A 22,321-nucleotide genomic window follows, 5' to 3' on the forward strand; every position below is an offset into this window, starting at 1 on the left:
GCCCTTCGGGCAGGCCATACGGGGATGACACAAGCAAGAAGCCCAGGTAGAGGTGTGCCGTGCGGCAGCTTCGTGAAGAGCGCTCGGTGCGCGTTGTGTGGGGGGGTGGCAGGTGTGGGGTTAGAGTTCGTAGCCCGGTAGGGGGTCGCCTGTGAAAGGGCCGAAGGCGGCGTCGGCCTCGGTTTCTGACCACCAGGTGGCCAGTTCCGGGGTGGGGACGTCTGGTACGTAGACCGTGTAGCCCGAAGCGCGGATGGTGCGGATCATCAGGCCGATTGCCTTGTGGGGTAGGGATTCTTCCTCTACCGCCAGGCGGCGCACTACCGAAGGGGCCAGTACCAGGGTGTCCACGGGGAGTTCGCCTAGCAGGGACAGCTCTGCTTGGCCGCCGTTGAAGCCGGACAGGGCCAAGGCTATGCCCATCTCCCTTAGCACGTCTGCGTTGTCGCCGGGCTCGTCGAGCATGGCGCGGGTGTCCAGGTAGAGGCGTAGGGAGGAGCCGGGTAAACCGGTTTCGTCTAGCGCTCGTTTGACTGTGGCTACCAAGTCCTCGTCGCGGGACTGCATGGGGGACAGTTCTACGTGCAGGGTTCCCGCTGACCAGGTTGCGGCGGCTTCCGCAGCTTCTCGGAGTGCCCATTGGCCTAGTTTTAGGGACAGGCCGTTCGTCTCGGCCATCTTGACGCACTCGCGGTGGTCCAGGTCGTCCCAGCGGAGGCGGGCTATTTGGCCCAGGGGTGTGTTCGACGCCAGGCTCACTACTGGGCGGAATTCTAGCTCGATCTCCGAGTCCCGTAGGGCGGCGGGCATTCTTGCGGCTCGGCCCAGCCACGTTCTGGAGCGGGTGTCTTCTGGGCGGTCGTAGGTTTGCCATTGGCCTTTGCCCTTCGCCTTGGCTCGGCGGAGGGTGGAGTTGGCGGCTCGGAGTAGTTCGTCTACCGGCCAGGTGGGGGCTGGGCGGTCTACTACGCCGATGCCGGCGCTCAACGCTGCGCCGCTGGGCATGGGGGCTTCCAGGGCGGCGGCGATTCGTTCGATGATCTGTGGGACTTTGGGGGTTTCTGGGCGGTTGGCGACTACTACTGCGAATTCGTCGCCGCCTATTCTTGCTACTACTGCCTGTTCGGCGGAGAAGGTGTTTTTCAGGCGCCTGGCTACCTCGCGGAGGACGTCGTCGCCTGCCTTGTGGTCCAGGCCGTTGTTGACGACCGAGAAAGCGTCCAGGTCCAGGTGGTACAGGGTGATGCCGTCCGGTGCGGACTTGTGCATCGCCTCGAGTCTGGTGGCGAAATGCTGTCGGTTGGACAGGCCGGTCAAGGAGTCGTGGAGGAGTTGGTGGTCGAGGTTCTTTTGGAGCAGGTGCAGGTCGGTGACGTCCTCGGCCATTGTCACGTGGTACGCCGGGGCGCCGTCGGCATCGCGGAGCAGGGACACGGCTAGGTGCACCCAGACGGGGTCGCCATCGTTGTCCACCAGGCGTCGCTGTTCGCGGAAGCGGTCGATGCGGCCGGCGCCCACTGCTCGGTACATCGCGGCCAAGGACTCGCGGTCGTCGGGGTGGAAGACCTCTATGAGCTTGCGGCCGGGTAGGTCCGCGTGCGGGGTGCCCAGCATCTCCGCCAGGGCCTGGTTGGCTTGCACGCACACGCCGCGCAGGTCGGTGATCGCGATTCCGAACGCGGCGGTGCTGAACACCTCGCGGAAGCGGTTCTCGCTGACCTTCGCCACGCGTTCGGCGCGGGTCTTGGCGGCCATCAGAGCGCGCTTGATCTCCTCCTGCTGGTCGAAGGCGTCCAGGCGCATGGCGATGGCGAAGCTGGTGCTCAAGCTGCCGAGGATGGCTACGACCTTCTCCGGCAGTTGCGGCACATCCTCAAGCTCTGGCGTGAACAGCAGGGTTCGGCCCAGCACCTCGACCGTGCGCTGCAACGTGTCCGGTCCGTTGAAGTGCGCCTTGACGAGCCGTTCGCCGACCACCGCGACCGGGTCGACGGTGAACGGGTCGGCCTGCACGGCGTCGGCGATCACGTCGACCAGGTCGCGGAGGAAGTGTTCGATCTCCGCCGGGGACAGCGGCACGTAGGCCGTCGAGTAGACGGCCCGCATCCACTCCCGGGCGAGTTCGTCCCGTCGGGATCTAGCCGGTGGTGTCACGTGGTTTCACCGCTTGTGGCCCAGTCCGGCGAGGATGCCCGCCTTGTCCGGGTCGTCGCGTCCCGCGATCTCCGCCTCCGGCCGCCACAGCGGCAGCGGCACCACGCCGGGCGCCACGACCTCGAAGCCCTCGAAGAGCGCGGTGATCTCCGCGTGGGTGCGGGGGAAGACCGGGTTCATGCTCCTCTTCATCACCTCGACGATCCCCGCCATCTCGACGGGCTGCAAGTCCCACGTGAACTGCGACAACGCGAGCGCGCTGCCGGGTGCGACGGCGTCCCGGTAGGCCGCGAGCACGCGGACCGGGTCGTGTTCGGGCGGCACGAAGTGGAACACCCCGATGGCCAGCACCCCGACCGGGTCGGCCAGGTCCAGCAGGCCGGTGCGGAGGGTGGCGGTCAGGACGGCGTCGGGGTCGGTCACGTCCTCTTGCAGGACGGTGGCCCGGTCCTCGTGCTCCAGCGTCATCCGGCTGTGCGCGACGGCGACGTCCTCGAAGTCGACGTAGACCACGCGGGCGTCGGGCGCGGCCCGGTGCGCGACCTCGTGCACGTTGCCCACGGTCGGGATGCCCGAGCCCAGGTCGAGGAACTGGCGGATGCCGTGGTCGACCAGGTGCAGCACGGCCCGGCGCAGGAACGCCCGGTTGAGCCGGGCGATGACGCGCGCGTTGGGTTGGACGACCAGCAGTTCCTCCGCCAGCGCGCGGTCGGTGGCGAAGTTGTGGCCGCCGCCGAGCAGGTAGTCGCAGATCCGGGAGGCGCTGGGGAGACCCGGGTCCACGTCGTCCGGGACCCAGTTCGCGTTCCGCGCCACACCGCTCTCCGTGTTTGGTGGACCCGCCCGGCCCTCGCGAACGCCAGCGTACTGAGGGGGCGACACATGTCGGCAGAGCCCGCGCCCGCTTGTCCCCGATCGGCGTACGCGGGGCCGGCCGGGCGGTCACGCTGCGTGCGATCCCACGATGTGGGCGCCCGAGTACCATTTGCCCATGTCAGACGAGGCACGCACGCTCACCGACGTGGTCACCCGGCTGCGTCGCGCCCTGCGCACCAGCATCCGGTCGGAATGGCCGTGGGACTCGCTGCCGATGGCCCAGGTCGAGCTGCTCCAGACGCTGGCGGAGCGCCCGCCGATGCGCGTCGGGGACCTCGCCGCCGAGCTGCGGCTCGCGCCCAACACGGTGAGCGGGCTGGTCGGCCAGCTCATCGAGGGCGGCCTGGTCGCGCGCGGCGGCGACCCGACCGACCGGCGCGTCGCACGGCTGTCGGTCACGCCGCTGGGGCACGAGCAGCTGGCCGTCTGGCAGGCCGCGCACGAGAAGCGCATCGGCTCCGCGCTGGACAAGCTCGAACCGGGGGAGCGGGCGGACGTGGTGCGCGCACTGTCCGCTTTGGACCACCTGGTAGACCACCTGCGTGCCCACTGAGCCCGTCGACCCGGACGTCGACCTGCACGTCCCGGCCCAACGCCAGGAGCTGGCCCGGACGCACGGCGGCGTGCTCGCCGTGATCGCCCTCGGCGGCGGTCTCGGCGGCCTGGCGCGCTACGGCGTCGGACTGCTCGTGCCAGGAGTGTGGTCGACGCTGCTGGTCAACGTCGTCGGCGGCGCGCTGCTCGGCGTGCTCATGGTGCTGATCACCGAGAAGTGGCGGGCGCACCCGCTGGCGCGGCCGTTCCTCGGCGTCGGCGTGCTGGGCGGGTTCACCACGTTCTCCACCTACACCAACGACTTCCGGCACCTGCTGGCACCCGGCGGCGTGCTGGAAGCGTTCGCCTACCTGGTGCTGACGCTGGTCGCCGCCGTGGGCGCGACCGCGCTGGCCGTGGCGCTGACCCGGAGGGCGGTCGCGTGACGGCCCTGCTGGTCTTCCTCGGCGCGGCGGTCGGTGCGCCGCTGCGCTACCTCGTGGACCGGTTCGTGCAGTCCCGCCACGACACCGCCTTCCCGTGGGGCACGCTCACCGTGAACGTGGTGGGCTCGTTCGTCCTGGGCGCCCTCGCGGGCGCGGCCGTCGAGCCGGCGACGGCGGCGCTGCTGGGCACCGGGTTCTGCGGCGGCCTGACCACCTACAGCACGTTCGGCTACGAAACCGTGCGGCTGCTGGAGAACCGCGCCCACTTCCACGCCGTCGCGAACGTCGCGATCAGCGTCGTCGCGGGCGTGGGCGCGGCCCTCCTGGGCTACACGGTGCTCGCCGACCTCTGAGCCAGCCGGTCCAGCACCCCGGGCAACCCGCCCTCGTGCACGACGCCCAGCCGCTGCGTGGCCCGGGTCAGCGCCACGTACAGGTCGCTCGCGCCGCGCGGCGACTCGGCGAGGATGCCCGCCGGGTCCACCACCAGGACGGAGTCGAACTCCAGGCCCTTGGCGTCGACCACGCCGAGCACGACGACCTGCGCGTCGAGGTCGTCCGACGCGCCGGGCACGACCGCGCGCAGCTCCGCGACCCGCGCGGCGGGCACGATCACCGCCAGCTTGCCGTCCCCGATGGCCGCGACCTCCTCGGCGACCAGGCCCGGCAGGGCCGACTCCACCGAGGACACCTTGACGCTCCACGGCTCGTGCCCGCTGTCGCGCACCGACGTCGGCGGCACCAGGTCCGGGTCCAGGCTCGCCAGCACGTCCGCCGCGACGGCCATGATCTCCGACGGCGTCCGGTAGTTGACCGTCAGCTCGGTGAGCTTCCAGCGGTCCATCACGTACGGCGAGAGCACCTCGTGCCACGAGGACGCGCCCGCGATGTCGCCGGTCTGGGCGATGTCGCCGACGACCGTCATGGACTTGCTGGGGCAGCGCCGCATCAGCGTCCGCCACGCCATCGGCGACAGCTCCTGCGCCTCGTCCACGATGATGTGCCCGAACGTCCACGTCCGGTCCGCCGCCGCGCGCTCTGCCGCGGTCTCGTAGCGCTCCACGCCGTGCCGCTCGGCCAGCCGGTAGGCGTCGACCAGGTCGGTGGCCATCAGGATCTCGGGGTCGGCGTCGTCCTCCAGGTCGAGGATGTCCAGCACGCCCTGCGCGTAGTCGATCGCCTGGCGGCGTTGGCGCTCGGCACGGGCCTTGGCCTCGGTGTCGTCCTCGCCGAGCAGCTCGGCGGCCTCGTCCAGCAGCGGCACGTCGGCCGGCGTCCACTCCGACCCGCGCGGGCGGGCCAGCAGGGCGCGTTCCTCCGGGGTCAGCTTGGGCGTGGCCTTGGCGAGCAGGCGCGGGGTCGCGTAGAGGTCCTCCAGCAGCTTCTGCGGGGTCAGCGTCGGCCACAGGCGTTCCACCGCGGCCTGGACCTCGGGGTCCTCGCGCAGCTCGCGGCGGATGTCGTCGATGTCGGCCTGGTCCAGCAGGTGCCGGCCGAGGCGGGACACGGCCTGCGACGCGAGCGCGGAGATGATCTCGCGCAGGAACGTCCGGCGGGCCTCGTTGTGCGGCCTGCGGGTCCGGCGGGCACGGCCGCGGGCGGCGGTGATCGCCCGGCGGTCCAGCTTGAGCACGTCCTGCTCGAACGGGATCTCCACCAGCGCGGGCGCTTCCTGCCGGTCCTTGACCGCGTGCGCCACGACGTCGGCCATCTCGATGCGGCCCTTGAGCGCGGCGGTCCCGGCGGGCTCGCGGCCGGTCGCGGTCAGGTTCGGGAACAGCTCGCCCACGGTGGACAGCAGCACGCCGGTCTCGCCCAGCGACGGCAGCACCTGCCCGATGTAGCGCAGGAACGTCGAGTTCGGGCCGACCACGAGCACACCGCGCTTGGCGAGCTGGCGGCGGTGCGTGTAGAGCAGGTAGGCGGCGCGGTGCAGGGCGACCGCGGTCTTGCCGGTGCCCGGACCGCCCTGCACGACCACGACGCCGTTCAGCTCGGTGCGGATGATCTTGTCCTGCTCGGCCTGGATGGTGGCGACGATGTCGCCCATCTGGCCGGTGCGGCTGGCGTTGACGGCGGCGAGCAGGGTGGCCTCGCCGGTCAGCCCCTCGTGCCGGGTGGGGTCCACGGAGTTGATGTCGAGCACCTCGTCGTCGAACCCGACGACCTTGCGCTGCTTGGTCCGCAGGTGCCGGCGCCGCTTCACGCCGTCCGGCGCGGCGGCGGTGGCCAGGTAGAACGGCCGCGCGGCGGGCGCCCGCCAGTCCATCAGCAGCGGCTCGTACTCCTTGTCCTCGTCGAACAAGCCGATCCGGCCGATGTAGAAGCGCTCACCCTCGTGGAAGTCGAGGCGTCCGAAGCACAACCCGTTCTCCACCGCGCTGTACTGGGCCAGTTGGTCGGAGTACATGGCCACCGAGGTGTCCCGCTCGGAGCGCATCTGGTGCGTTCCGCCGGTTTCCCTCAGCGCGCCGGCCAGTCGCTTGGAGCTGAGGTCGCGGAGGTCGTCCAGCCTTCCGTACAGCATCGACACGTATTCCTGCTCCGACTCGATTTCCGCGAGCCGGAGGTCATCGGAGGGGCTTGACAACGTGCCTCATTTCTGGATAGCGTGTTTTATCAGGCTGTGCCGCTTTTAGCCTGACTTCTCCCTGTGCGCGCAGAACGACCAATCTACACGGTGCCCCGCTCGCGCGCTCACGTGTTGCCCACGATCCGGTTGCCGCCCCCGCCCCGTCGGGTCACGATGGGCGACCATGCGCCACGACCCGGTTTCCGTGCTCGGGCTCGGTGCGATGGGGCGGCCGATGGCCCGCAACCTCGCCCGCGCCGGCTTCCCCGTCACCGCCTGGAACCGCACGCCCGGCCGCGACGGCGAGGTGCGGACGGCCGGCGGGACGTCGGTCGGCACACCGGCCGAGGCCGCATTGCCCGTCGTGATCACCGTCCTGCCCGACCTGCCGGACGTGGAAGACGTGCTGGACCGCGAAGACGGCCTGCTCGCGGGGTGGCGTGCGAACGGCGTCGAGGAGCCCCTGCTCGTCGTGATGGGGACGCACTCACCCGAAGGCGTGCGCAAGCTCGGCGCGCGGCTGCACGACCTGGGCGTGCGGCTGGTCGACGCGCCGGTCAGCGGCGGGGACGTGGGGGCGGACGCGGGCACGTTGAGCATCATGGTCGGCGGTCACGCCGAGGACGTGCTGCGGCTCAAGCCCTACTTCGACGTGCTCGGCGACACCGTCCGGCACCTCGGGCCGCTGGGCGCGGGCCAGTTGGCCAAGGCGTGCAACCAGATCGTGGTGGCGACGACGCTCACCGGGATCTCCGAGGCGCTCGCGCTGGGGGTCGCGCAGGGGCTGGACCCCGAAGCGCTGCTGGACGTCCTGGGCGGTGGGCTCGCGGGCAGCACCGCGCTGGCGGTCAAGCGGGACAAGTGGATCGGCCACGACTTCGCGCCCGGCGGTCGGGCGCGGCACCAGCTCAAGGACCTGGCGTTCGCGACCGAGGCCGGGCGGGCCGCCGGGGTGCCGCTTCCGGTGACCGCCGCCGTCGAGCAGTTGTACGCCGCGATGTGCGCACTCGGGCTCGGCGACGACGACCACAGCGGCGTCTACCAGGTGTACGAAGCCCTCACAGGCGGCTTGCGAGCGCATCGGCGGTGAACCCGCCGATGCCCGCCATGCCGCGCGCGTTCGGGTGCAGGGGAGCGGCGACGGAGGTCGGCACCAGGCCCTCGAACCACTTCTCGCCGATCGACGCGCACACGTCGTGGCCCACGCTCGGCGGCTCGATGTCGACGAACCGGGCGCCGCGGTCGGCGGACACCTTGCCCAGCACGGTGTTCAGCCGGTGCACCGAGCCCTGGAGGTAGTCGGCGTCCCGCGCCCAGATCGGCTCCTTCGGGTGGCACCCGCCGGGCCGGATGTAGGTGCCGTAGCCGACGACGACGATCTCCGCCTGGGGCGCCCGCGCCCGGATGGCGTCCAGGCCCGCGCCGAACTCCGCCGCGTAGGCGTCGATCTTCGCCGCGATCTGGTCACCGCCGGCGGTGAGCCGGTCCTTGCACGAGAACCCCAAGGGCTCCGGCAGCACGTTGATGCAGCCCAGGGCCACGCCGACCAGGCCGATGTCGTTGCCGCCGATGGTGATCGTGACCAGGTCCGTGGTCGGCGTGAGCGCGTCGAGCTGGGGCGCCTGCGGGCCGGTGAACGTCGTCTGGGACGTGGTCAGGTGGTCGGTGGTGGCCCCGGAGCAGCTCACGTCCCGGAACGTCGTCGCGCCGAGCTCCGCCGCGAGGACGCTCGGCCAGTTGCGCGTCGAGCGCAGGCAGCCCAGGTGCATCAGCTCCTGGTCGGGGATCAGGGGTCCGGCGGCGGCGGAGTCGCCGAGCGCCACGTACTCCAGCTCTGCGGGGGCGGCGTCGGACACTGCCGTCCCCATCCAGGTGATCGACATCGCCGCCAACAACGCCGGTAGCAGCCTGCGCACGATCGCCTCCTTCGCGTAGTCGCAAATGGTGCCGGTGACATGATGTGGCCTACAACACGACCGGACACCTGGGAATTCACGCAGACTCGACGAGGAGCTGTTGTGACCCGTCACAACCTGACCATCAACGGTCAGCCGATCCACGCACGGCTGACACCGCACCGGGTGATTGCGCGCGACCTGGTCACGCGGTTCGCCACCGAGATCCCGCTCTACGCGGCCCTGCCGCGCGAGGAGCTGGACGGCGACATCACCCGGATCACCGCGGCGAACCTGCGGATCGTGGCCCGGATGCTGCGCACCGGCGAGGTGCCCGGGGTGGACGAGCTGGGTGAGCTGGCCGAGTCCGCCGCCGTGCGCGCCGCCGAGGGCGTGCCGCTGGGCGCGGTGCTCGCCGCGTACAGCATGGGCCTGCGGGTGATGTGGCACGCCGTCCTCGCCGACGCCGGTCCCGACGACCTCGCCGACGCGCTCGCCGCGACCGACCTCGTGCTGCGCTACCAGGAGGTCGCGGTGTCCGTGGTGGCCACCGCGTACGCCGAGGAGCGGCAGACGATCATCGGCCACGAGCGGGAAGCCCGCCGCGAACTGCTGTCCGCCCTGCTGGAAGGTCGTCCCACGGCCGCGCGGGTCGGGCCGTCGCACGTCGTGGTGGTGTTCGCCTTCGCCACCCACCCGGACGAGGTCACCCCCGGCACCGGCGCGCAGATCGCCGCCCGCCGCAAGGTCCGGCGCGTGCAGGCCGAGCTGGACCCGGTCGGGCCGAACTCGGTCGACCCGCGCGGCGGCGTGGCCGTGCTGCCGCCGGAGGCCGACCTGGCCGGGCTCGTGCGGCGGCTCCAGGTGGTGGCGGGCGTGACGGCGGCGTGGGAGCGGGCGGCGACGGCCGAGCTGCCCGCCGCCCACCAGCGGGCGCGCGAGGTGCTGGACGTGGTGCTGCGGCTGGGCCGCCCGCCGGGCCTGTACCGGCTCGCCGACGTGCTGCTGGAGTACCAGCTGGGCCGGCTGACCCCGGCGACCGAGGGCCTGGCCGCGCTGCTGGACCCGTTGGCGGACAACCCGGACCTGCTGCCGACCCTGGAGCTCTACCTCGCCGAGGGCCTGAATCGCCGCAGAACTGCGGCTTTGCTGCACGTCCACCCCAACACCGTCGACTACCGGCTGCGTCGGATCGTGGCGCTGACCGGTCTCGATCCGGGCAACCCGGGGGACCTCCAGCACATCGGCGCGGCCCTCGCGGCACGCCGGGTGAGGGCCGGGGCACCCGAAGAGCGGGAAACCGCAGGCACGCGGGTGAAGGCCGATCCGGGCGGGCGGTGAACCCGGCAGGGTGGAGGGGGTGAAGGAGCAGCGCCGGGAACTGGTCCGGCTGTGCCGTTGCGCGGTCGACCGACCGCGGTGGCAACTCGGGCTCGCGGTCGTCGTGTCGGTGTGGTCGCTGGCGTGGGTGGTGGGCCAGACGGGCGTGCTCGGCCAGGCGTGGGCGGCGGACCCGGCCGGGGCGGCGGACCCGGTTGGGGCGGCGAGCCGGCAGTTCGGCGCGCCGAGCCCGTTGGACGTCGTGCGCGCGCCGCTGGCGTGGGCCGGGGTCCCGGTGGGGTGGCTGGCGGCGGTCGAGGCGTGGTGCGCGGGCCGCACCGGGTGGCTGGCCCCGGTCGGCGGGTTGCTGTGGGCGATGACGACCACCCGGCGGCAGTTTCCGGCCCTGGGCGGGTGGCTGGCGGTGATGGCGGCGGCGCAGTCCGTCGGGTACGGCGCGGTGCACCGGGCGCTGCTCGCGCTCGCCGTGTTCCTGGCCGTGGTGGGTCTCGCGTCGATCCCGGGGCGGCGGGCGTTCGTCGTGGACCGGATCGCCCTGATCCCCAAGGACGTCGCTCGGGCCGCCGCGACCGCCGTCGCCCTGTCCGCCGTGGTGCCGCTGATCGCGCCCGGACTGGTGGTCGCCGGATTGCTGCGGCCCTATGTCACCCGGCCGCCGCGCCCCCGTTCTGAACAGAAAGAAGAGTCGCGGGACCCGATGGCGCGCGCATTGCCGCAGCAGCGGGGACCGGGCGGGGCGCCGCTGCCGGCGAGTTCGCGACCGCGATCGGCCTAGCGCCGGCGGTCGGCGCGACCGGTGATTCCTCCGGCGGAGAATCGTTTCATGCCCAATTGTTCAGGTCCGTGCGGGCTTTGCACCTGCTCTTTTCGGTTCGGTTGTCATACAAGATGAGCGTTTCTCACATGGTAGTCCGCAGTCCTGCGCAGACGTGCGACGATCCGTGATGAAGCTGACGCCAATCCTGTGTTTGGGATTACTGGTCCGTATCCATCAAGATGTGCGGGTGCATGACAATCCCGCCGAAAACCGCTTAGCCAAGGTGATGCGCCGTCAGCCTGTGCAGCAGCGGGGCGCCGCGACGGTGACCGCCATTGTCGACGCGTGCGCCCAGTTGCTGAACCAGTACGACTACGACGACATCACCACAGCCCGGATCGTCGAGTTGGCCGGCGTGCCAATCGGTTCCTTCTACCAATACTTCCCGGACAAGCGCTCTGTTGTGCACGCGTTGGCGCTGCGCGGCATGGAGGAGTACCTGGCCAGGGTGGAAACCCTGTTCACCGACGGCGGGCTGTCCGCGAACTGGCGGGAAGCGGTGCAGCAGGTGGTCGCGGTCTACCTGCGGATGCTCGTCGAAATGCCCGGCTTCGGCCGGGTGCGGTTCAGCGACCTGTTCGACGGCCACCGGCTCGACGCGAGCGTCGACCAGTACGAGCTGATGGCCGAGCGGCTGCGCGAGCTGTTCGTCGGCCGCTTCTCGGTGCGCGGGGACGCCCCCGTGGCCCTGACCTTCCGCATGGCGACCCAGACCGCGGACGCCATGTTCAAGCTCGCCGAGCGGGTCGCGCCCGACGAGCGGCCGGTGGTCCTCCGCACCGCCGACGGCGTGATCATGCGCATGCTCGCCGGGGTGTTCGACCCCGCTTGACCCCTCGCCGGGTGACCCCTCCGCCCCGGGGTGACCCTTCATCGGGTGTGACGCTCTGCCAGGTGTCCCACCCCGCGTGACCCCACCGCCCTCCCGGGCCGATCGCCGTGTGACTTGCTCCGCCGGTCCGGGTGGTGTGGGGTGGCACGGTGAGCGAATCCCGTGCGGCAGACGGTGACCAGACCTACGACGTGATCGTGATCGGCGGCGGACCGGTGGGTGAGAACGCCGCCGCCCGGACCGCCGCCGGCGGGCTGCGGACCGCCCTCGTGGAGGCCGAGCGCGTCGGCGGCGAGTGCTCGTACTGGGCGTGCATGCCCAGCAAGGCCCTGCTGCGCCCCGGCCACGCGCTGGCCGCCGCGCGCCGAGTGCCCGGCGTGCCGGTGGGGGAGCGGCTGGACGCCGCCGCGGTGCTCAAGCGCCGCAACGAGTTCACGTCGGACTGGGACGACTCCGGCCAGGTCGACTGGGCGGTCGGCGCGGGCATCGACGTGGTGCGCGGGCGCGGGCGGCTGACCGGTGAGCGGACCGTCGAGGTCGGCGGCCGGGTCCTGACCGCTCGGCGGGCCGTGATCGTCTGCACCGGCAGTGTCCCGCGCACGCCGAACCTGCCGGGCCTCGCGGAGGTCGAGCACTGGGGTTCGCGCGAGGCCACGTCGGCGCAGGAGGTGCCGTCGTCGCTGGTGGTGCTGGGCGGCGGCGTGGTCGGCGTCGAGATGGCGCAGGCGTGGGCGCGGCTGGGGTCGTCGGTGACGCTCGTGGTGTCCGGCGAGCGGCCGTTGCCGAAGTTCGAGGCGTTCGCGGGCGACCTGGTGGCCGACGGGTTGCGCGAGGACGGCGTCACCCTGCGCACGGGCGTGAAGGCGACCGGTGTGTCCCGTGTGGACGGTTCGGTGTCGGTGTCGCTGTCGGACGGATCGTCGGTGTCGGGCGAGAAGTTGTTGGTGGCCACCGGACGGCAGCCGGCGACCTTCGACCTCGGCGTCGAGCAGTTCGGCTTCACCGCGGGCGAGGCGCTGCCCGTGGACGACACCGGCCGCGTCGAGGGCCTGGACTGGCTGTACGCGGCGGGCGACGTGACCGGCCGCGCCCTGCTGACCCACCAGGGCAAGTACGCGGCCCGCGCGGTCGGCACGGCCGTCGCGACCGGCGCCCAGAACCCCCAGCCGTGGACCGCGCCGGTGGCCACCGCGGACCACACGGCCGTGCCGCAGGTCGTGTTCACCGACCCGGAGGTGGCGGCGGTCGGGTGGACCGAGGCGCAGGCCCGCGAGGCCGGGCTGGACGTGCGGGTGGTGGACCTGGACATCGCCGTCGCCGGCTCGTCCCTGCACGCCGACGGGTACCGGGGCAAGGCGCGCATGATCGTGGACGAGGACAAGCGGACCCTCGTCGGCGTGACCTTCGCCGGACCCGACACGGCGGAGCTGCTGCACGCGGCGACGATCGCCATCGTCGGGGAGATCACCGTGGACCGGCTGTGGCACGCGGTGCCGGCGTACCCGACGATCAGCGAGGTGTGGCTGCGGCTGCTGGAGGCGTACGGGCTCTGACGGTCGGTGCACCTGCGATTTCGTTGCGTGCACAGGGGTACGCCGAGTGCCGTAGGCGGGGTGCGCCATCTTGCGTCACCTCCGAGATTTGCGGCTCCGTCTCATTACACTGCCGGAGGTGACCAGAGGAACCGTTGCCCTCGCGACCGGCGCGGTCCTCTGGTGCGTGGTCGTCATCGCGATGACGTTCGTGCCCAGCGGGCCGTATTTCGCGCCGATCTTGGTGTACTTGCCCGGTTTTCTCGTGGTGCCGGTGGTGGGGTACACGTTGCTGCGGGCGCGGAGCCACGCGTTGTTGTGCTTGGCGCACGTGCCGCGGGTGTGGCTGGGGGCCGGGTTCGCGGTGGCGGTCGCGGGGTGGCTGTTCTCGTGCGGAGCGTTGGCGGGGCGGCCGGGGACCGAGATGACGAGCACGGTGGCGGGGTTGGCGATCGTGCTGCACGTGACCTTCGGCCTGATCGCCATCGGCCTGGCCCGAACCGGCCGCTGACCGCGGCCTCCGGCCCCCGCTTCGATCGTCTCATGGGCCACCGACAATTCCGCGCGGGGACCGGCCGAGCGGCTGCTGCGTGACCGGCCGAGCGGCTACTGCGTGACCGGCTGAGCGGCTATTGGGTGGCCGGCTGAGCGGCTACTGCGTGGCGGGTAGGCGCATGGCCTGCTGGGCGAGGGCGACCAGCATGGGGTCGGCCGGGTCGGATTCGCCCTCCGCCCACACCGCCTGCGTGATCCGGACGTGCGAGTCCTTCACGATGGTCTTCATCGCGGCGTGGTCGAAGTCGGACGGTCCGCCCGGCCAGGACTTGCCGTCCTTCACCAGTGGTGTGATGCCGCCCGTGCCGGCCGCCGCGGTCACGGCGTGCAGTTCGGCGGCTCGGGTGCCGTCCGGCAGGTTGAGCTCCGCCACGGCGATGCCGACCTTGCGACCGTCCATTGTGGTCTCGTACACCGCGCGCTTGAGTTGCAGGCACATGTGGCCCGCCAGCCACACGCGGACGTCGCCGAACGCGTGCTCGGCGCACTTCTCGGTCTTCTCCGCGCCCTTGGGCAGGTAGTTGCGGCCGTCCACGACCACGGTCGTCGGCTGGGGTGCGGCGCTGGTCGAGGTGGACGCCTCGGGGGTGCCGCCGGAGGACAGGAGTGCCAACAACGTCACGACCAGCACGACCGCCACGACGCCGGCCGCCGCGTACGGCAGCCACTTCGGGCGCTTGGGCGCGGGGGCCACGCGGGGCAGCAGCATGGTGCTGGCCGACGCCAGGTCCGCCGCCGCGTCCGGGAAGCCCTCGGTCACCAGGTCGCGGAGTGCGGGCGGGGTGCCGGTGGGGGCGAGGACGGCCAGCAGCTTGGCCGCGTGGCCCGCCGAGCACGGTCGGTCGCTGGTGGCCAGTTCGCGGGCGGCGGCCAGCAGGGTGGTGGGCTTGGGGTGCAGGACGCGCACGCCGCGGTTGAGGTCCACGGTGGGCTGCACGACCTGGGCCACGTACGGGCCGACGGCGACGACGGTGGCCACGGGCAGCGGTTCGCCGCGCATGTCCTGGATGCGGCGGGTGACGGCGGCGCTGGCCTCCAGCGCCTCGGCGGCCGGGTTGGTGGCGCCGTCCGGGCGGCTCAGCGGCCAGCCGTCGATCTTCCACTGGCCCGACAGCGGGGCCTCCAGGCGCATGGCGGGGTCCGGCAGGTCCACGCCGACCACGACGAGCACGCCGCGCGGCAGCACGACCACCGCGTCCAGCGGGCGCGGGCTGTCCGGCGGGGTGACGCCGAGCAGCGCGACACCGCCCAGCACGGAGTCGCCCTGACCCCACGCGCTGAGCGCGGCCCGGACGTCGGCGCCGACCTCAGAGGGCTCGGTACCGAGCTTGATCAGGCGCACGAGTTCCCACCGTTCCACACGGTCGAACACCGTAGCGCCGGCGCCGCCCGTCCGGTCCGCTGGATCGCGAGTTGACACGTTCAGTGACCGCCATCACCGGAACGGGCGTCGATCGTTAGACGGATTGCGCTCTTGATCGGAGTTCCGCCATCCGGCGGGGGCACTGCACCGGAAAGGGTTTGATCGCCATGCGCAAAGCCGCCTTGGCCGCCGCGGGAGTCCTGGCACTCTCCGTGGTCGCCGCCCCCGTCGCGGACGCCGGACTCCTGGCGCCCGCCTCGGCCCTGCTGAACCCCACCTACTCCGGCACCGTCCTGGTGCACGGCACCGACCTCGCCGCCGCCGAGCGCGCGGTCACCGAGGCCGGCCTGACCAGGCTCACGTCGTTCGACCGCATCGGCGTCGTCGCCGCCCGGGGCAGCGCCGCGAAGATCGCCGCCGCGCGGGCCGTGCCCGGCGTGACCTACGTCGAGGCCGACCAGCCGATCCGGTTCACCGGCTCCACCTCGCACGTCGCGACCCGCGGGCTGGAGGCGCGCCAGACCCTGACCGGCGCCAACGGTCTCGCCCTGGACGGCAGCGGCGTCACCGTCGCCGTCATCGACTCCGGCGTGGACCCGACGCACCCGGCGTTCAAGACCGCGAGCGGGCAGACCAAGGTCGTCCGCAACCTCAAGAGCCTGTGCGTGGACGAGTCGTCCACCGGCACCGGCTGCATCGTGGACGTGCCGACGTCGGTCGACACCGACACCCTGTCCGTCGGCGGCCACGGCACGCACGTCACCGGCATCGCCGTGGGCGGCGACGTGAAGCTCACCGACGGGACGGTCGTGCGCGGCGCGGCCCCCGGCGCGAAGACCGTCGTGATCTCCACCGGCGCGGCGCTGCTGATCCTCGGCGCGGACGCGGCGCTGAACTGGGTGCTGGAGAACCACGCGGCGCCGTGCGGCGCGGGCGTGCCGGCGGCCACGTGCCCGCCGATCAAGGTGGTCAACAACTCCTACGGCCCGGTCGGCGGCGGCGCGTTCGACCCGAACTCGGCCACCGCGAAGCTCCAGCGGGCGCTCGCGGCGCAGGGCGTGGTGACCGTGTGGGCCAACGGCAACGACGGCGGCGACGGGACGACCAGCCTGTCCAACCCGCCCGGCCAGGACCCGACGCCCGGCGTGATCTCCGTCGCCTCCTACAACGACCAGGACACCGGCACCCGCGACGGCGCGGTGTCGGACTACTCCTCGCGCGGCCTGGCGACCGACCAGTCGACCTGGCCGGACATCTCCGCGCCCGGCGAGAACATCGCCTCGGCGTGCCGCCCGTACCTGGTGATCTGCGCGACCGGCCTGAAGCCGCAGAACGGCCCCGGCCTGCTCGACCTCGGCACGTACAACACGATCTCCGGCACCTCGATGGCCGCTCCGCACATCGCGGGGATCGTGGCCCAGCTGTTCCAGGCCAGGCCGTCCGCGACGCCCGGCCAGGTCGAGGCCGCGCTGAAGGCGAGCGCGTACAAGTACGGCGGCGGGTACGTGCCGGCCGGCGCGTACACCAGCAGTTTCGACCGCGGCACCGGCCTGGTCGACGTGGTCGCGGCGGTCGCCGCGCTGCGGGCGGCGTGATCGGCGGGGTGGATCACTCCACCGTGTCCGGTTGATCTCGGAAAGTGACCCTGCGGCCCCTTGACGTGGGTCGCAGGGTCGCGATTCAGGGTCGAAAGTCCTGTATCTGACCCGCCCGGGTGATGAACGTGCTGGTTCTTCTGGCGGACCGCTGCGATCGCGGGCAGAATGACCAAGTCGGGAATTCGCAAGATCGTCCGCAGCAACTCGACAGGCCGTAGGGGAAGACGTCCCTCGTCGAGCAGCGGAGGTCAACGTGAGCACCCGTGGCAGCACCAGTGGCGTGGTCTACGTCCACTCGTCGCCGTCTGCGGTCTGTCCGCACGTCGAGTGGGCGATCTCGGGCACCCTCGGCGAGCGGGCGGACCTCAAGTGGGCGGCCCAACCGGCGGCGCCGGGGCAGTTGCGCGCCGAGGCGGCCTGGACCGGAGAAGCCGGCACAGGCGCCCGACTCGTGGCCGCCCTCAGGGCGTGGCCGATGCTGAGGTTCGAGGTCACGGAGGACCCGAGCCCCGGCGTCGACGGCGTCCGCTACTGCTTCGCGCCCGTACTGGGCCTGTGGCACGCGCGGACGAGCGCGAACGGCGACATCGTGGTCTCCGAGGACCAGTTGCGTACCCTGGCGGCGAGAAGCCGGGGCGGCGAGTCCTTCGCGCACGGCGTCGACGAGATCCTGGGCGCGGCCTGGGACGACGCCCTGGAACCCTTCCGGCGGGCCGGCGACGGCGCCCCGGTGACCTGGCTCCACCGGGTCGGCTGACGACCCCGCCGGCTCGGCGGTGACTTCCGCGCGCCGCCGTCGCCCCCACCTCCCCCACCCCCACTGACAGCAGTCGCTGCCGACGCGCGAGCGCCGGCGGCCGGCCAGGCCTCCGACGATCCAGTAATCTCATCACTGGTTGAATTCTCGGAGGTGCGTCATGAACTTCGCCCGGCTCCTCGTCGCCCACGGCATCGTCACGCTGGCCGCCGGCGTCGTCCTGATCGCCGCACCCGCCGCCATCCCGGCCGCAGTCCACGTCGACGTGCCCTCCAGCGCGTTCCTCGTCCCGTACATGCTGGGCGCGGCGGAGATCGCGATCGCGGTCCTCTCGTTCGGCGGCAGTCGGCTCACCGACCCCAAGGCGCTGCGACTGATCGCCACCACCTTGATCGTGTTCCACCTGACGACGGCGGCCGTGGAGGCGTATGCGTCCTTCCAAGGCCGGACCGCCGCCGGGGTGTGGATCAACGTCGGCGTGCGCTTGGCCGTGTCAGCGCTGCTCGGGTACTACGCCACCCGCGCGGTGAGCCGGCCCGCCGTCGAGAGTCGAGCCTGACCGCAGGTCAGGCGCCCACCGCGGACAGGTCGAACGCGCCCAACCGCTCCTGGTCCGCGATCACGTCGATCGACACGATCCGCCCACCCACCACGCTGAACCCCATGATCGACAACGGCCCCTGGGGCCCGACCACGACCACCCCGGCCACGCCGTTGACCAGCGCCGGCCGGGCGAGCGGCGACAGCGAGCCCCACAACGCGGCCTGCCCGGCGACCACCGAAGCGCCGTCGAGCACCACCGACAACCGAGCACCGGCCCCCGCGTCCGACCGCAGCACGACCGACGGGTCCAACACCGCCAGCAACCCCTCGATGGACCCCTCCCGCGCCGCCGCGAAGAAGGCGTCCACCACTTCCCGCTGCCGCGTCACCGACGCGTCCGGAACCGGAGCCTGGGCACGAACCCGCCGCCGCGCCCGCGAAGCCAACTGCCGCACCGAAGCCGGCGACCGCTCGACCAGCGCCGCGATCTCCTCGAAGGGCACGGCGAACATGTCGTGCAGCACGAACGCCACCCGCTCGGCCGGCGCCAACGCGTCCAGCACCACCATCAGCGCCAACCCGACCGCGTCGGCCAGCGCCACGTCCTCGTCCGGACCGCTGATCACCGGGTCCGGCACGGAAACGCCCAACGCCTCCCGCCGCCGCTCCCGCGTCCGCAGCATGTTCAGGCACACCCGGCTCACCACCGTGGTCAGCCAGGCCGCGATGTTGTCGACGCCCGAAGAACGCGAGTACCGCAGCCACGTCTCCTGCACGGCGTCCTCCGCGTCGGCGAAAGACCCGAGCATCCGGTACGCGACAGCCGTCAACCGCGGCCGGTGCTCCTCGAAGGCGTCCACGCCGCAGAACGGTAGATCACGCCACGGGCTGCCACGCCGCCATCAGGTCCCGATACGCCGCCGACTGGTCCAACAACTCCTCGTGCGTGCCCAGCAGTGGCTCGCCACCGTCCATCACCAGCACTGACGAAGCACGCAAAGCCGACGACAGCCGGTGTGCGACGACGATGAGCACCCCGCCCCGCGCGGCGAACGCCCGCTCCACCACGGCCTCCGCCGCCGGGTCCAGGTTGGAGGTCGCCTCGTCCAGCACCACGACGTCCGCCGGGCACGCGTACACCCGCGCGGCGGCCAGCAACTGCGCCTCACCAGCCGACAGCCCACCGCCGCCGTGCCCGACAACCCCGTCCAACCCGCCCAACCGCCGCACCACGTCGGAAGCGCCCACCGCGGAAACGGCGGCCATCAAAGAATCATCCGTGGCCGAAGGGGCGAACAGCGCCAGGTTCTCCCGAAGGGACCCGGTGAACAGGTACGTCTCCTGCGGCACCAGAGCGATCCGCGAGTGCCGCACCGAAGGCTCCACGGCCCCCACCGGCACCCCGCCGAACAGCACGTCACCGGAATGCGGCGTCACCAGCCCGGTGATCAGCCCGGCCAACGTCGACTTCCCGATCCCGCTCGGCCCCACGACCGCCAGGTGCGCGCCGGGCTCCAACGTCAACGACAGGTCCCGCACCACCGGCACGCCCGCGCCCCACCCGAACGTCACCCCGCGCAACTCGACCGCGTCACCCCCCGGAACGAGTTCACCCGGCGGGTCCATCGCCACCGGCGCGGCCTCTGCCAGCCGCCGCAGTGCCACGGCCAGCCGCAGCACCACCGTGCCGACGGTGTCCGCGAGCCGCCGCAGCGCCGGCTGCACACTGGTGCTCAGGTACACGACCGCGCCCAGCACCTCGCCCGCGCTCAGTTCGCCGCGCGCGACCAAGCCGGGCGCGAGCACCACCAGCAGCGCCAGCGGCGCGAACCCGCCGAGCGAGATCACGATCCCGCGCAACGCCGTCGCCCACGCCAGCCGCACGGTCGCCGCGGCCTGCCGGTCCACCTGCCGCCGCACGTCCGCGACGGCCCGCTGACCGGCACCGCACGCCACGACGTCCCGCATCCCGAGCAGCACCGATCCCGCGGCCTCGGCCGTGTTCTCGTCGGCCATCACGAGCGCCCGCTGCCCGCGCGCCAACGTGGGTAGCAGAGCGCCGAACAGCACCAGGGAGGCCACCACGGGCAGCACCACGAGCCACGCCACCGACGACACCAGCGTCGCCAAGCCCACCAGGGCCGCCGAGGTCGTCACCAGCAACGCCCTGGCCTGCACCAAGAGGCCCGCGGTCGCGTCCCGCACCACCTCGACGTGCCGGGTGATCCGGGCGACGGCGCTGGCGTCGGGCTGCCGCTTCACCGACTGCAAGACCCCGCGCACCACCACGGCGACCAGCGCGTCCCGCAGCGGCTCCACGACCTCGCCCAGGCGCATGAACACCTGTCGCAGGCCGAACCCGCCCAGCACCGCGACCAGCGCGAACGCCAGCAGCCACAGCACACCGGTGCGCACGTCGCCGACCGCGAACCCCCGGTCCACGGCCAGTCCCACCAGCCGCCCGGACAGCAGCGCCGGCACGCCCTCCACCACCGACCAGCCCAGCAACGCCAAGACCGCGCGCCGCTGGGCGGCCAACGCCCGCAGGTACGGTCCCATCAGCCGAACACCGCCCGGTAGTCCGCGTCGTCCCACAGCACCTCGTGCGGACCGACCGCCCGCACGCGACCGTCCTCCAGCCACACCACCAGGTCCGCCCGCCGCGCGGTCGCGGCCCGGTGCGTCACGACAACCCTTGTCCTACCGGGCAAAGCGGACGCCAGAGCACGCTCCACAGTGGACTCCGTGACGGTGTCCAAGCTCGCCGTGGCGTCGTCCAGCACCAGCACCCGTGGTTCGCGCGCGACCGCCCGCGCCAGCCCGAGCCGTTGCGCCTCACCACCGGACAGCGGCGTGTCGGCCAACGGCGTGTCGTAGCCGTGGGGGAGGCGCACCACCACGTCGTGCACCTGCGCGGCCCGACAAGCCGCCACGACTTCCTCCCGCTCCAACAAAGCCCCGTACGCCACGGCGTCCGCCACGGTGTCGCCGAGCAGCGCCGGCCGTTCGAACGCGTACCCGACCGACCCGCCCCGCAGCACCCGTCCCGAGGAAGGCGCGGTCAGCCCGCCGATCACGGCCGCCAACGCCGACTTCCCGGACCCGGACCGGCCGACCACGGCCAGGAACGTCCCGGCGGGCACGGAGAGGTCCACCTCTCGCAGCGCCTCTCCCACCGACACACCTCGCAGCTCCACCACGCCAGGTGCGGAAAACCCATGTGTGACAACGGGTTGCGGCTCGGTCGACAGCACCTCGTCGATCCGTGCGGCCGACGCCCGCGCGCGCTGCACCGCCGTCAGCACGGTCGCCTGCCCGACGACGGCCATGCCCAACCCCGCGTACCCCAGGGCGGCCAGCACGTCACCGACGCTCAACCGGCCCGCGACCACGCCGAACCCGGCGGCGGTCAGCACGGCCAGCTCCACGGCGGGCAGCAGCAGCCCGGCCCGCCAGATCATCTTCGCCTGCGTCCGCCACATGCCCACGCCCGCCGCCGCGAGCCGGGGGAGGGGCCGCAGCACGCGTTGCGCCTCCTGCTCGGCCCGGCCGGACGCGGCGATCGTGCGCAACCCGCCCACCGCGTCCACCAGCCGCGCGGACAGCTCGCCGGACACCTCCTGGTAGGCCGTCACGTCCTCGGCGGTCAGCTTGAGGTGCGACCGGACCAGCAGCGTCGCCAGCGGCACGCTCAGCAGGAACACCACCGCGAGCCGCCAGTCCAGCAACGCCAGCGCCAGCACCGCGCCGGCCGCCGTGAGCGCCGTGACGCCCAGGTTCACCAGCAGCACCGAGAACCCGCCCGCGATCGCGCTGTCCCCGGTCAGCCGGCTGATCGCGTCACCGGGCTCGAACCGCGTCGGGTGGCCTAGCGCCACCAGGTGCCCGGTCAGGCGGTCGCGCAGCCACGCCGTGCCGCGCGCGGTGATCGCCGCCGCCAGCACCACGCCGATCGCGTCGCCCAGCACCTCCACGCCCGCGAGCCCCACCAGCCACAGCACCGCGTCGGTGTCGAGCCGCCCACCCAGCGCCAGGTCCACGGTCCGGGCCAGCGCCGTGGGCAGCAGCAGTCCCGCGGTGGTCGCGAACAGCGCGTTGAGCGCCAGCAGCAGCCACCGCGGGTCCCGGCGGACGACCGTCTTCAGCAACATTCCGCTCCACCGCAGTGTCCGATTGCGCCGCTTCCGGCCTCGCCGTGTAGAGGCGCATCATGGGCGAGGGTCCGACGCCGGCCCCCCGGATGTGAGCCGGGAAACCGTCGCCGGACCCTCGTGTGGCCGGTGAGCGGCGCACTTCGCCTGCGCCGCTCACCCGTGTTCGCCCTGGCGCAGGCGTCAGCAGGCGAGCAGGCTCACGGTGGAGTGGCTGCACGGGAGCAGCAGGGAGGCGTTGGACGCCGTGGTGCTGCCGCCACCGCCGCTGCCGCCGCTGGCCATCGCGCTGTCCTGGATCTCGGGGGTCTCCAGGTCCTGGAGGTCGAGGATGAACTCCATGTCGTACTCCTCA

General features: G+C 72.3%; 21 protein-coding genes. 12 read left to right on the plus strand and 9 right to left on the minus strand.

Translation table 11 applies throughout. The features are described from left to right. Positions 1–120: 120 nt before the first annotated feature. Together WBN91_RS28955 and WBN91_RS28960 are read right to left on the minus strand one after the other, a co-directional pair. On the minus strand, positions 121–2,106 hold the full coding sequence (locus WBN91_RS28955) for a diguanylate cyclase domain-containing protein (RefSeq protein WP_337727509.1): 1,986 nt from the start codon (positions 2,104–2,106) through the stop codon (positions 121–123). A gap of 54 nt (positions 2,107–2,160) precedes the next feature. Beyond that, entirely contained in the window at positions 2,161–2,970 is an 810-nt protein-coding gene (locus WBN91_RS28960) for an SAM-dependent methyltransferase (protein WP_337727508.1), read from the minus strand. Between the two features lie 175 nt (positions 2,971–3,145). On the opposite strand from WBN91_RS28960, the gene WBN91_RS28965 reads away from it, so the two are divergent. Genes WBN91_RS28965 through crcB form a run of 3 tightly spaced genes read left to right on the plus strand, consistent with a single transcriptional unit; the run spans position 3,146 to position 4,363 of the window. Continuing rightward, positions 3,146–3,583 (plus strand): MarR family winged helix-turn-helix transcriptional regulator, encoded by a 438-nt coding sequence (locus WBN91_RS28965; RefSeq protein ID WP_337727507.1) that lies wholly within the window; start codon positions 3,146–3,148, stop codon positions 3,581–3,583. Beyond that, on the plus strand, positions 3,573–4,010 hold the full coding sequence (locus WBN91_RS28970; RefSeq protein WP_337727506.1) for a fluoride efflux transporter FluC: 438 nt from the start codon (positions 3,573–3,575) through the stop codon (positions 4,008–4,010). Before WBN91_RS28965 ends, WBN91_RS28970 begins: the two co-directional genes overlap by 11 nt. Then, positions 4,007–4,363 (plus strand): fluoride efflux transporter CrcB, encoded by a 357-nt coding sequence (gene crcB, locus WBN91_RS28975; RefSeq protein ID WP_337727505.1) that lies wholly within the window; start codon positions 4,007–4,009, stop codon positions 4,361–4,363. Before WBN91_RS28970 ends, crcB begins: the two co-directional genes overlap by 4 nt. Here crcB and WBN91_RS28980 read toward each other — a convergent pair. Then, on the minus strand, positions 4,339–6,600 hold the full coding sequence (locus WBN91_RS28980) for a HelD family protein (protein WP_337727504.1): 2,262 nt from the start codon (positions 6,598–6,600) through the stop codon (positions 4,339–4,341). The genes crcB and WBN91_RS28980 overlap by 25 nt on opposite strands. A gap of 166 nt (positions 6,601–6,766) precedes the next feature. On the opposite strand from WBN91_RS28980, the gene WBN91_RS28985 reads away from it, so the two are divergent. After that, positions 6,767–7,672, plus strand: a complete 906-nt coding sequence (locus WBN91_RS28985; protein WP_337727503.1) for an NAD(P)-dependent oxidoreductase — start codon at positions 6,767–6,769, stop codon at positions 7,670–7,672. Here the strand turns inward: WBN91_RS28985 and WBN91_RS28990 are convergent. Continuing rightward, complete coding sequence (locus WBN91_RS28990; protein WP_337727502.1) at positions 7,641–8,498, minus strand: SGNH/GDSL hydrolase family protein; 858 nt, start codon at positions 8,496–8,498, stop codon at positions 7,641–7,643. The genes WBN91_RS28985 and WBN91_RS28990 overlap by 32 nt on opposite strands. Before the next feature lie 102 nt (positions 8,499–8,600). On the opposite strand from WBN91_RS28990, the gene WBN91_RS28995 reads away from it, so the two are divergent. From WBN91_RS28995 to WBN91_RS29015, 5 genes are all read left to right on the plus strand, one after another. Continuing rightward, positions 8,601–9,818 carry a PucR family transcriptional regulator gene (locus WBN91_RS28995; RefSeq protein ID WP_337727501.1) on the plus strand — a complete coding sequence of 406 codons (1,218 nt, stop codon included), beginning with the start codon at positions 8,601–8,603 and terminating at the stop codon, positions 9,816–9,818. 19 nt (positions 9,819–9,837) lie between these two features. Then, entirely contained in the window at positions 9,838–10,593 is a 756-nt protein-coding gene (locus tag WBN91_RS29000) for a hypothetical protein (RefSeq protein ID WP_337727500.1), read from the plus strand. A 268-nt stretch (positions 10,594–10,861) separates the two neighbouring features. Then, the gene (locus WBN91_RS29005; RefSeq protein WP_337727499.1) at positions 10,862–11,467 is read left to right on the plus strand and encodes a TetR/AcrR family transcriptional regulator; all 606 of its coding nucleotides are present in this window, start codon (positions 10,862–10,864) and stop codon (positions 11,465–11,467) included. Positions 11,468–11,658: 191 nt separating this feature from the next. Further along, positions 11,659–13,020: a dihydrolipoyl dehydrogenase family protein gene (locus WBN91_RS29010; RefSeq protein ID WP_337727510.1), complete on the plus strand. Its 1,362-nt coding sequence runs from the start codon at positions 11,659–11,661 to the stop codon at positions 13,018–13,020. A gap of 118 nt (positions 13,021–13,138) precedes the next feature. Further along, a complete protein-coding gene (locus tag WBN91_RS29015) occupies positions 13,139–13,510 on the plus strand; it encodes a hypothetical protein (protein ID WP_337727498.1) in 372 nt (123 codons plus the stop codon). Positions 13,511–13,651: 141 nt separating this feature from the next. On the opposite strand, the gene WBN91_RS29020 is transcribed toward WBN91_RS29015, so the two are convergent. Further along, positions 13,652–14,896, minus strand: a complete 1,245-nt coding sequence (locus WBN91_RS29020; RefSeq protein ID WP_337727497.1) for a hypothetical protein — start codon at positions 14,894–14,896, stop codon at positions 13,652–13,654. A gap of 188 nt (positions 14,897–15,084) precedes the next feature. Between WBN91_RS29020 and WBN91_RS29025 the strand changes: the two genes are divergently transcribed. The 3 genes from WBN91_RS29025 (at position 15,085) to WBN91_RS29035 (ending at position 17,831) form a co-directional block, all read left to right on the plus strand. Further along, positions 15,085–16,512 carry a S8 family serine peptidase gene (locus tag WBN91_RS29025; RefSeq protein ID WP_337727496.1) on the plus strand — a complete coding sequence of 476 codons (1,428 nt, stop codon included), beginning with the start codon at positions 15,085–15,087 and terminating at the stop codon, positions 16,510–16,512. A gap of 256 nt (positions 16,513–16,768) precedes the next feature. After that, positions 16,769–17,272: a DUF3145 domain-containing protein gene (locus WBN91_RS29030; protein WP_121222043.1), complete on the plus strand. Its 504-nt coding sequence runs from the start codon at positions 16,769–16,771 to the stop codon at positions 17,270–17,272. A gap of 160 nt (positions 17,273–17,432) precedes the next feature. Next, positions 17,433–17,831: a hypothetical protein gene (locus WBN91_RS29035; protein ID WP_337727495.1), complete on the plus strand. Its 399-nt coding sequence runs from the start codon at positions 17,433–17,435 to the stop codon at positions 17,829–17,831. 7 nt (positions 17,832–17,838) lie between these two features. Here WBN91_RS29035 and WBN91_RS29040 read toward each other — a convergent pair whose 3' ends face one another. The 4 genes from WBN91_RS29040 to WBN91_RS29055 all read right to left on the minus strand — a co-directional run bounded on the left by WBN91_RS29040 (position 17,839) and on the right by WBN91_RS29055 (position 22,308). Then, positions 17,839–18,675, minus strand: a complete 837-nt coding sequence (locus WBN91_RS29040) for a sigma-70 family RNA polymerase sigma factor (RefSeq protein WP_337727494.1) — start codon at positions 18,673–18,675, stop codon at positions 17,839–17,841. 16 nt (positions 18,676–18,691) lie between these two features. Then, a complete protein-coding gene (locus WBN91_RS29045; protein WP_337727493.1) occupies positions 18,692–20,374 on the minus strand; it encodes an ABC transporter ATP-binding protein in 1,683 nt (560 codons plus the stop codon). Next, complete coding sequence (locus WBN91_RS29050; protein ID WP_337727492.1) at positions 20,374–21,966, minus strand: ABC transporter ATP-binding protein; 1,593 nt, start codon at positions 21,964–21,966, stop codon at positions 20,374–20,376. The genes WBN91_RS29045 and WBN91_RS29050 overlap by 1 nt, the downstream gene beginning before the upstream one ends. 183 nt (positions 21,967–22,149) lie before the next feature. Continuing rightward, positions 22,150–22,308: a SapB/AmfS family lanthipeptide gene (locus WBN91_RS29055; RefSeq protein WP_337727491.1), complete on the minus strand. Its 159-nt coding sequence runs from the start codon at positions 22,306–22,308 to the stop codon at positions 22,150–22,152. Positions 22,309–22,321: the final 13 nt, after the last annotated feature.

It is taken from the genome of Saccharothrix sp. CCNWYY140 (assembly GCF_037401995.1).
In the GTDB taxonomy this organism is placed as follows: Bacteria; Actinomycetota; Actinomycetes; order Mycobacteriales; family Pseudonocardiaceae; genus Actinosynnema.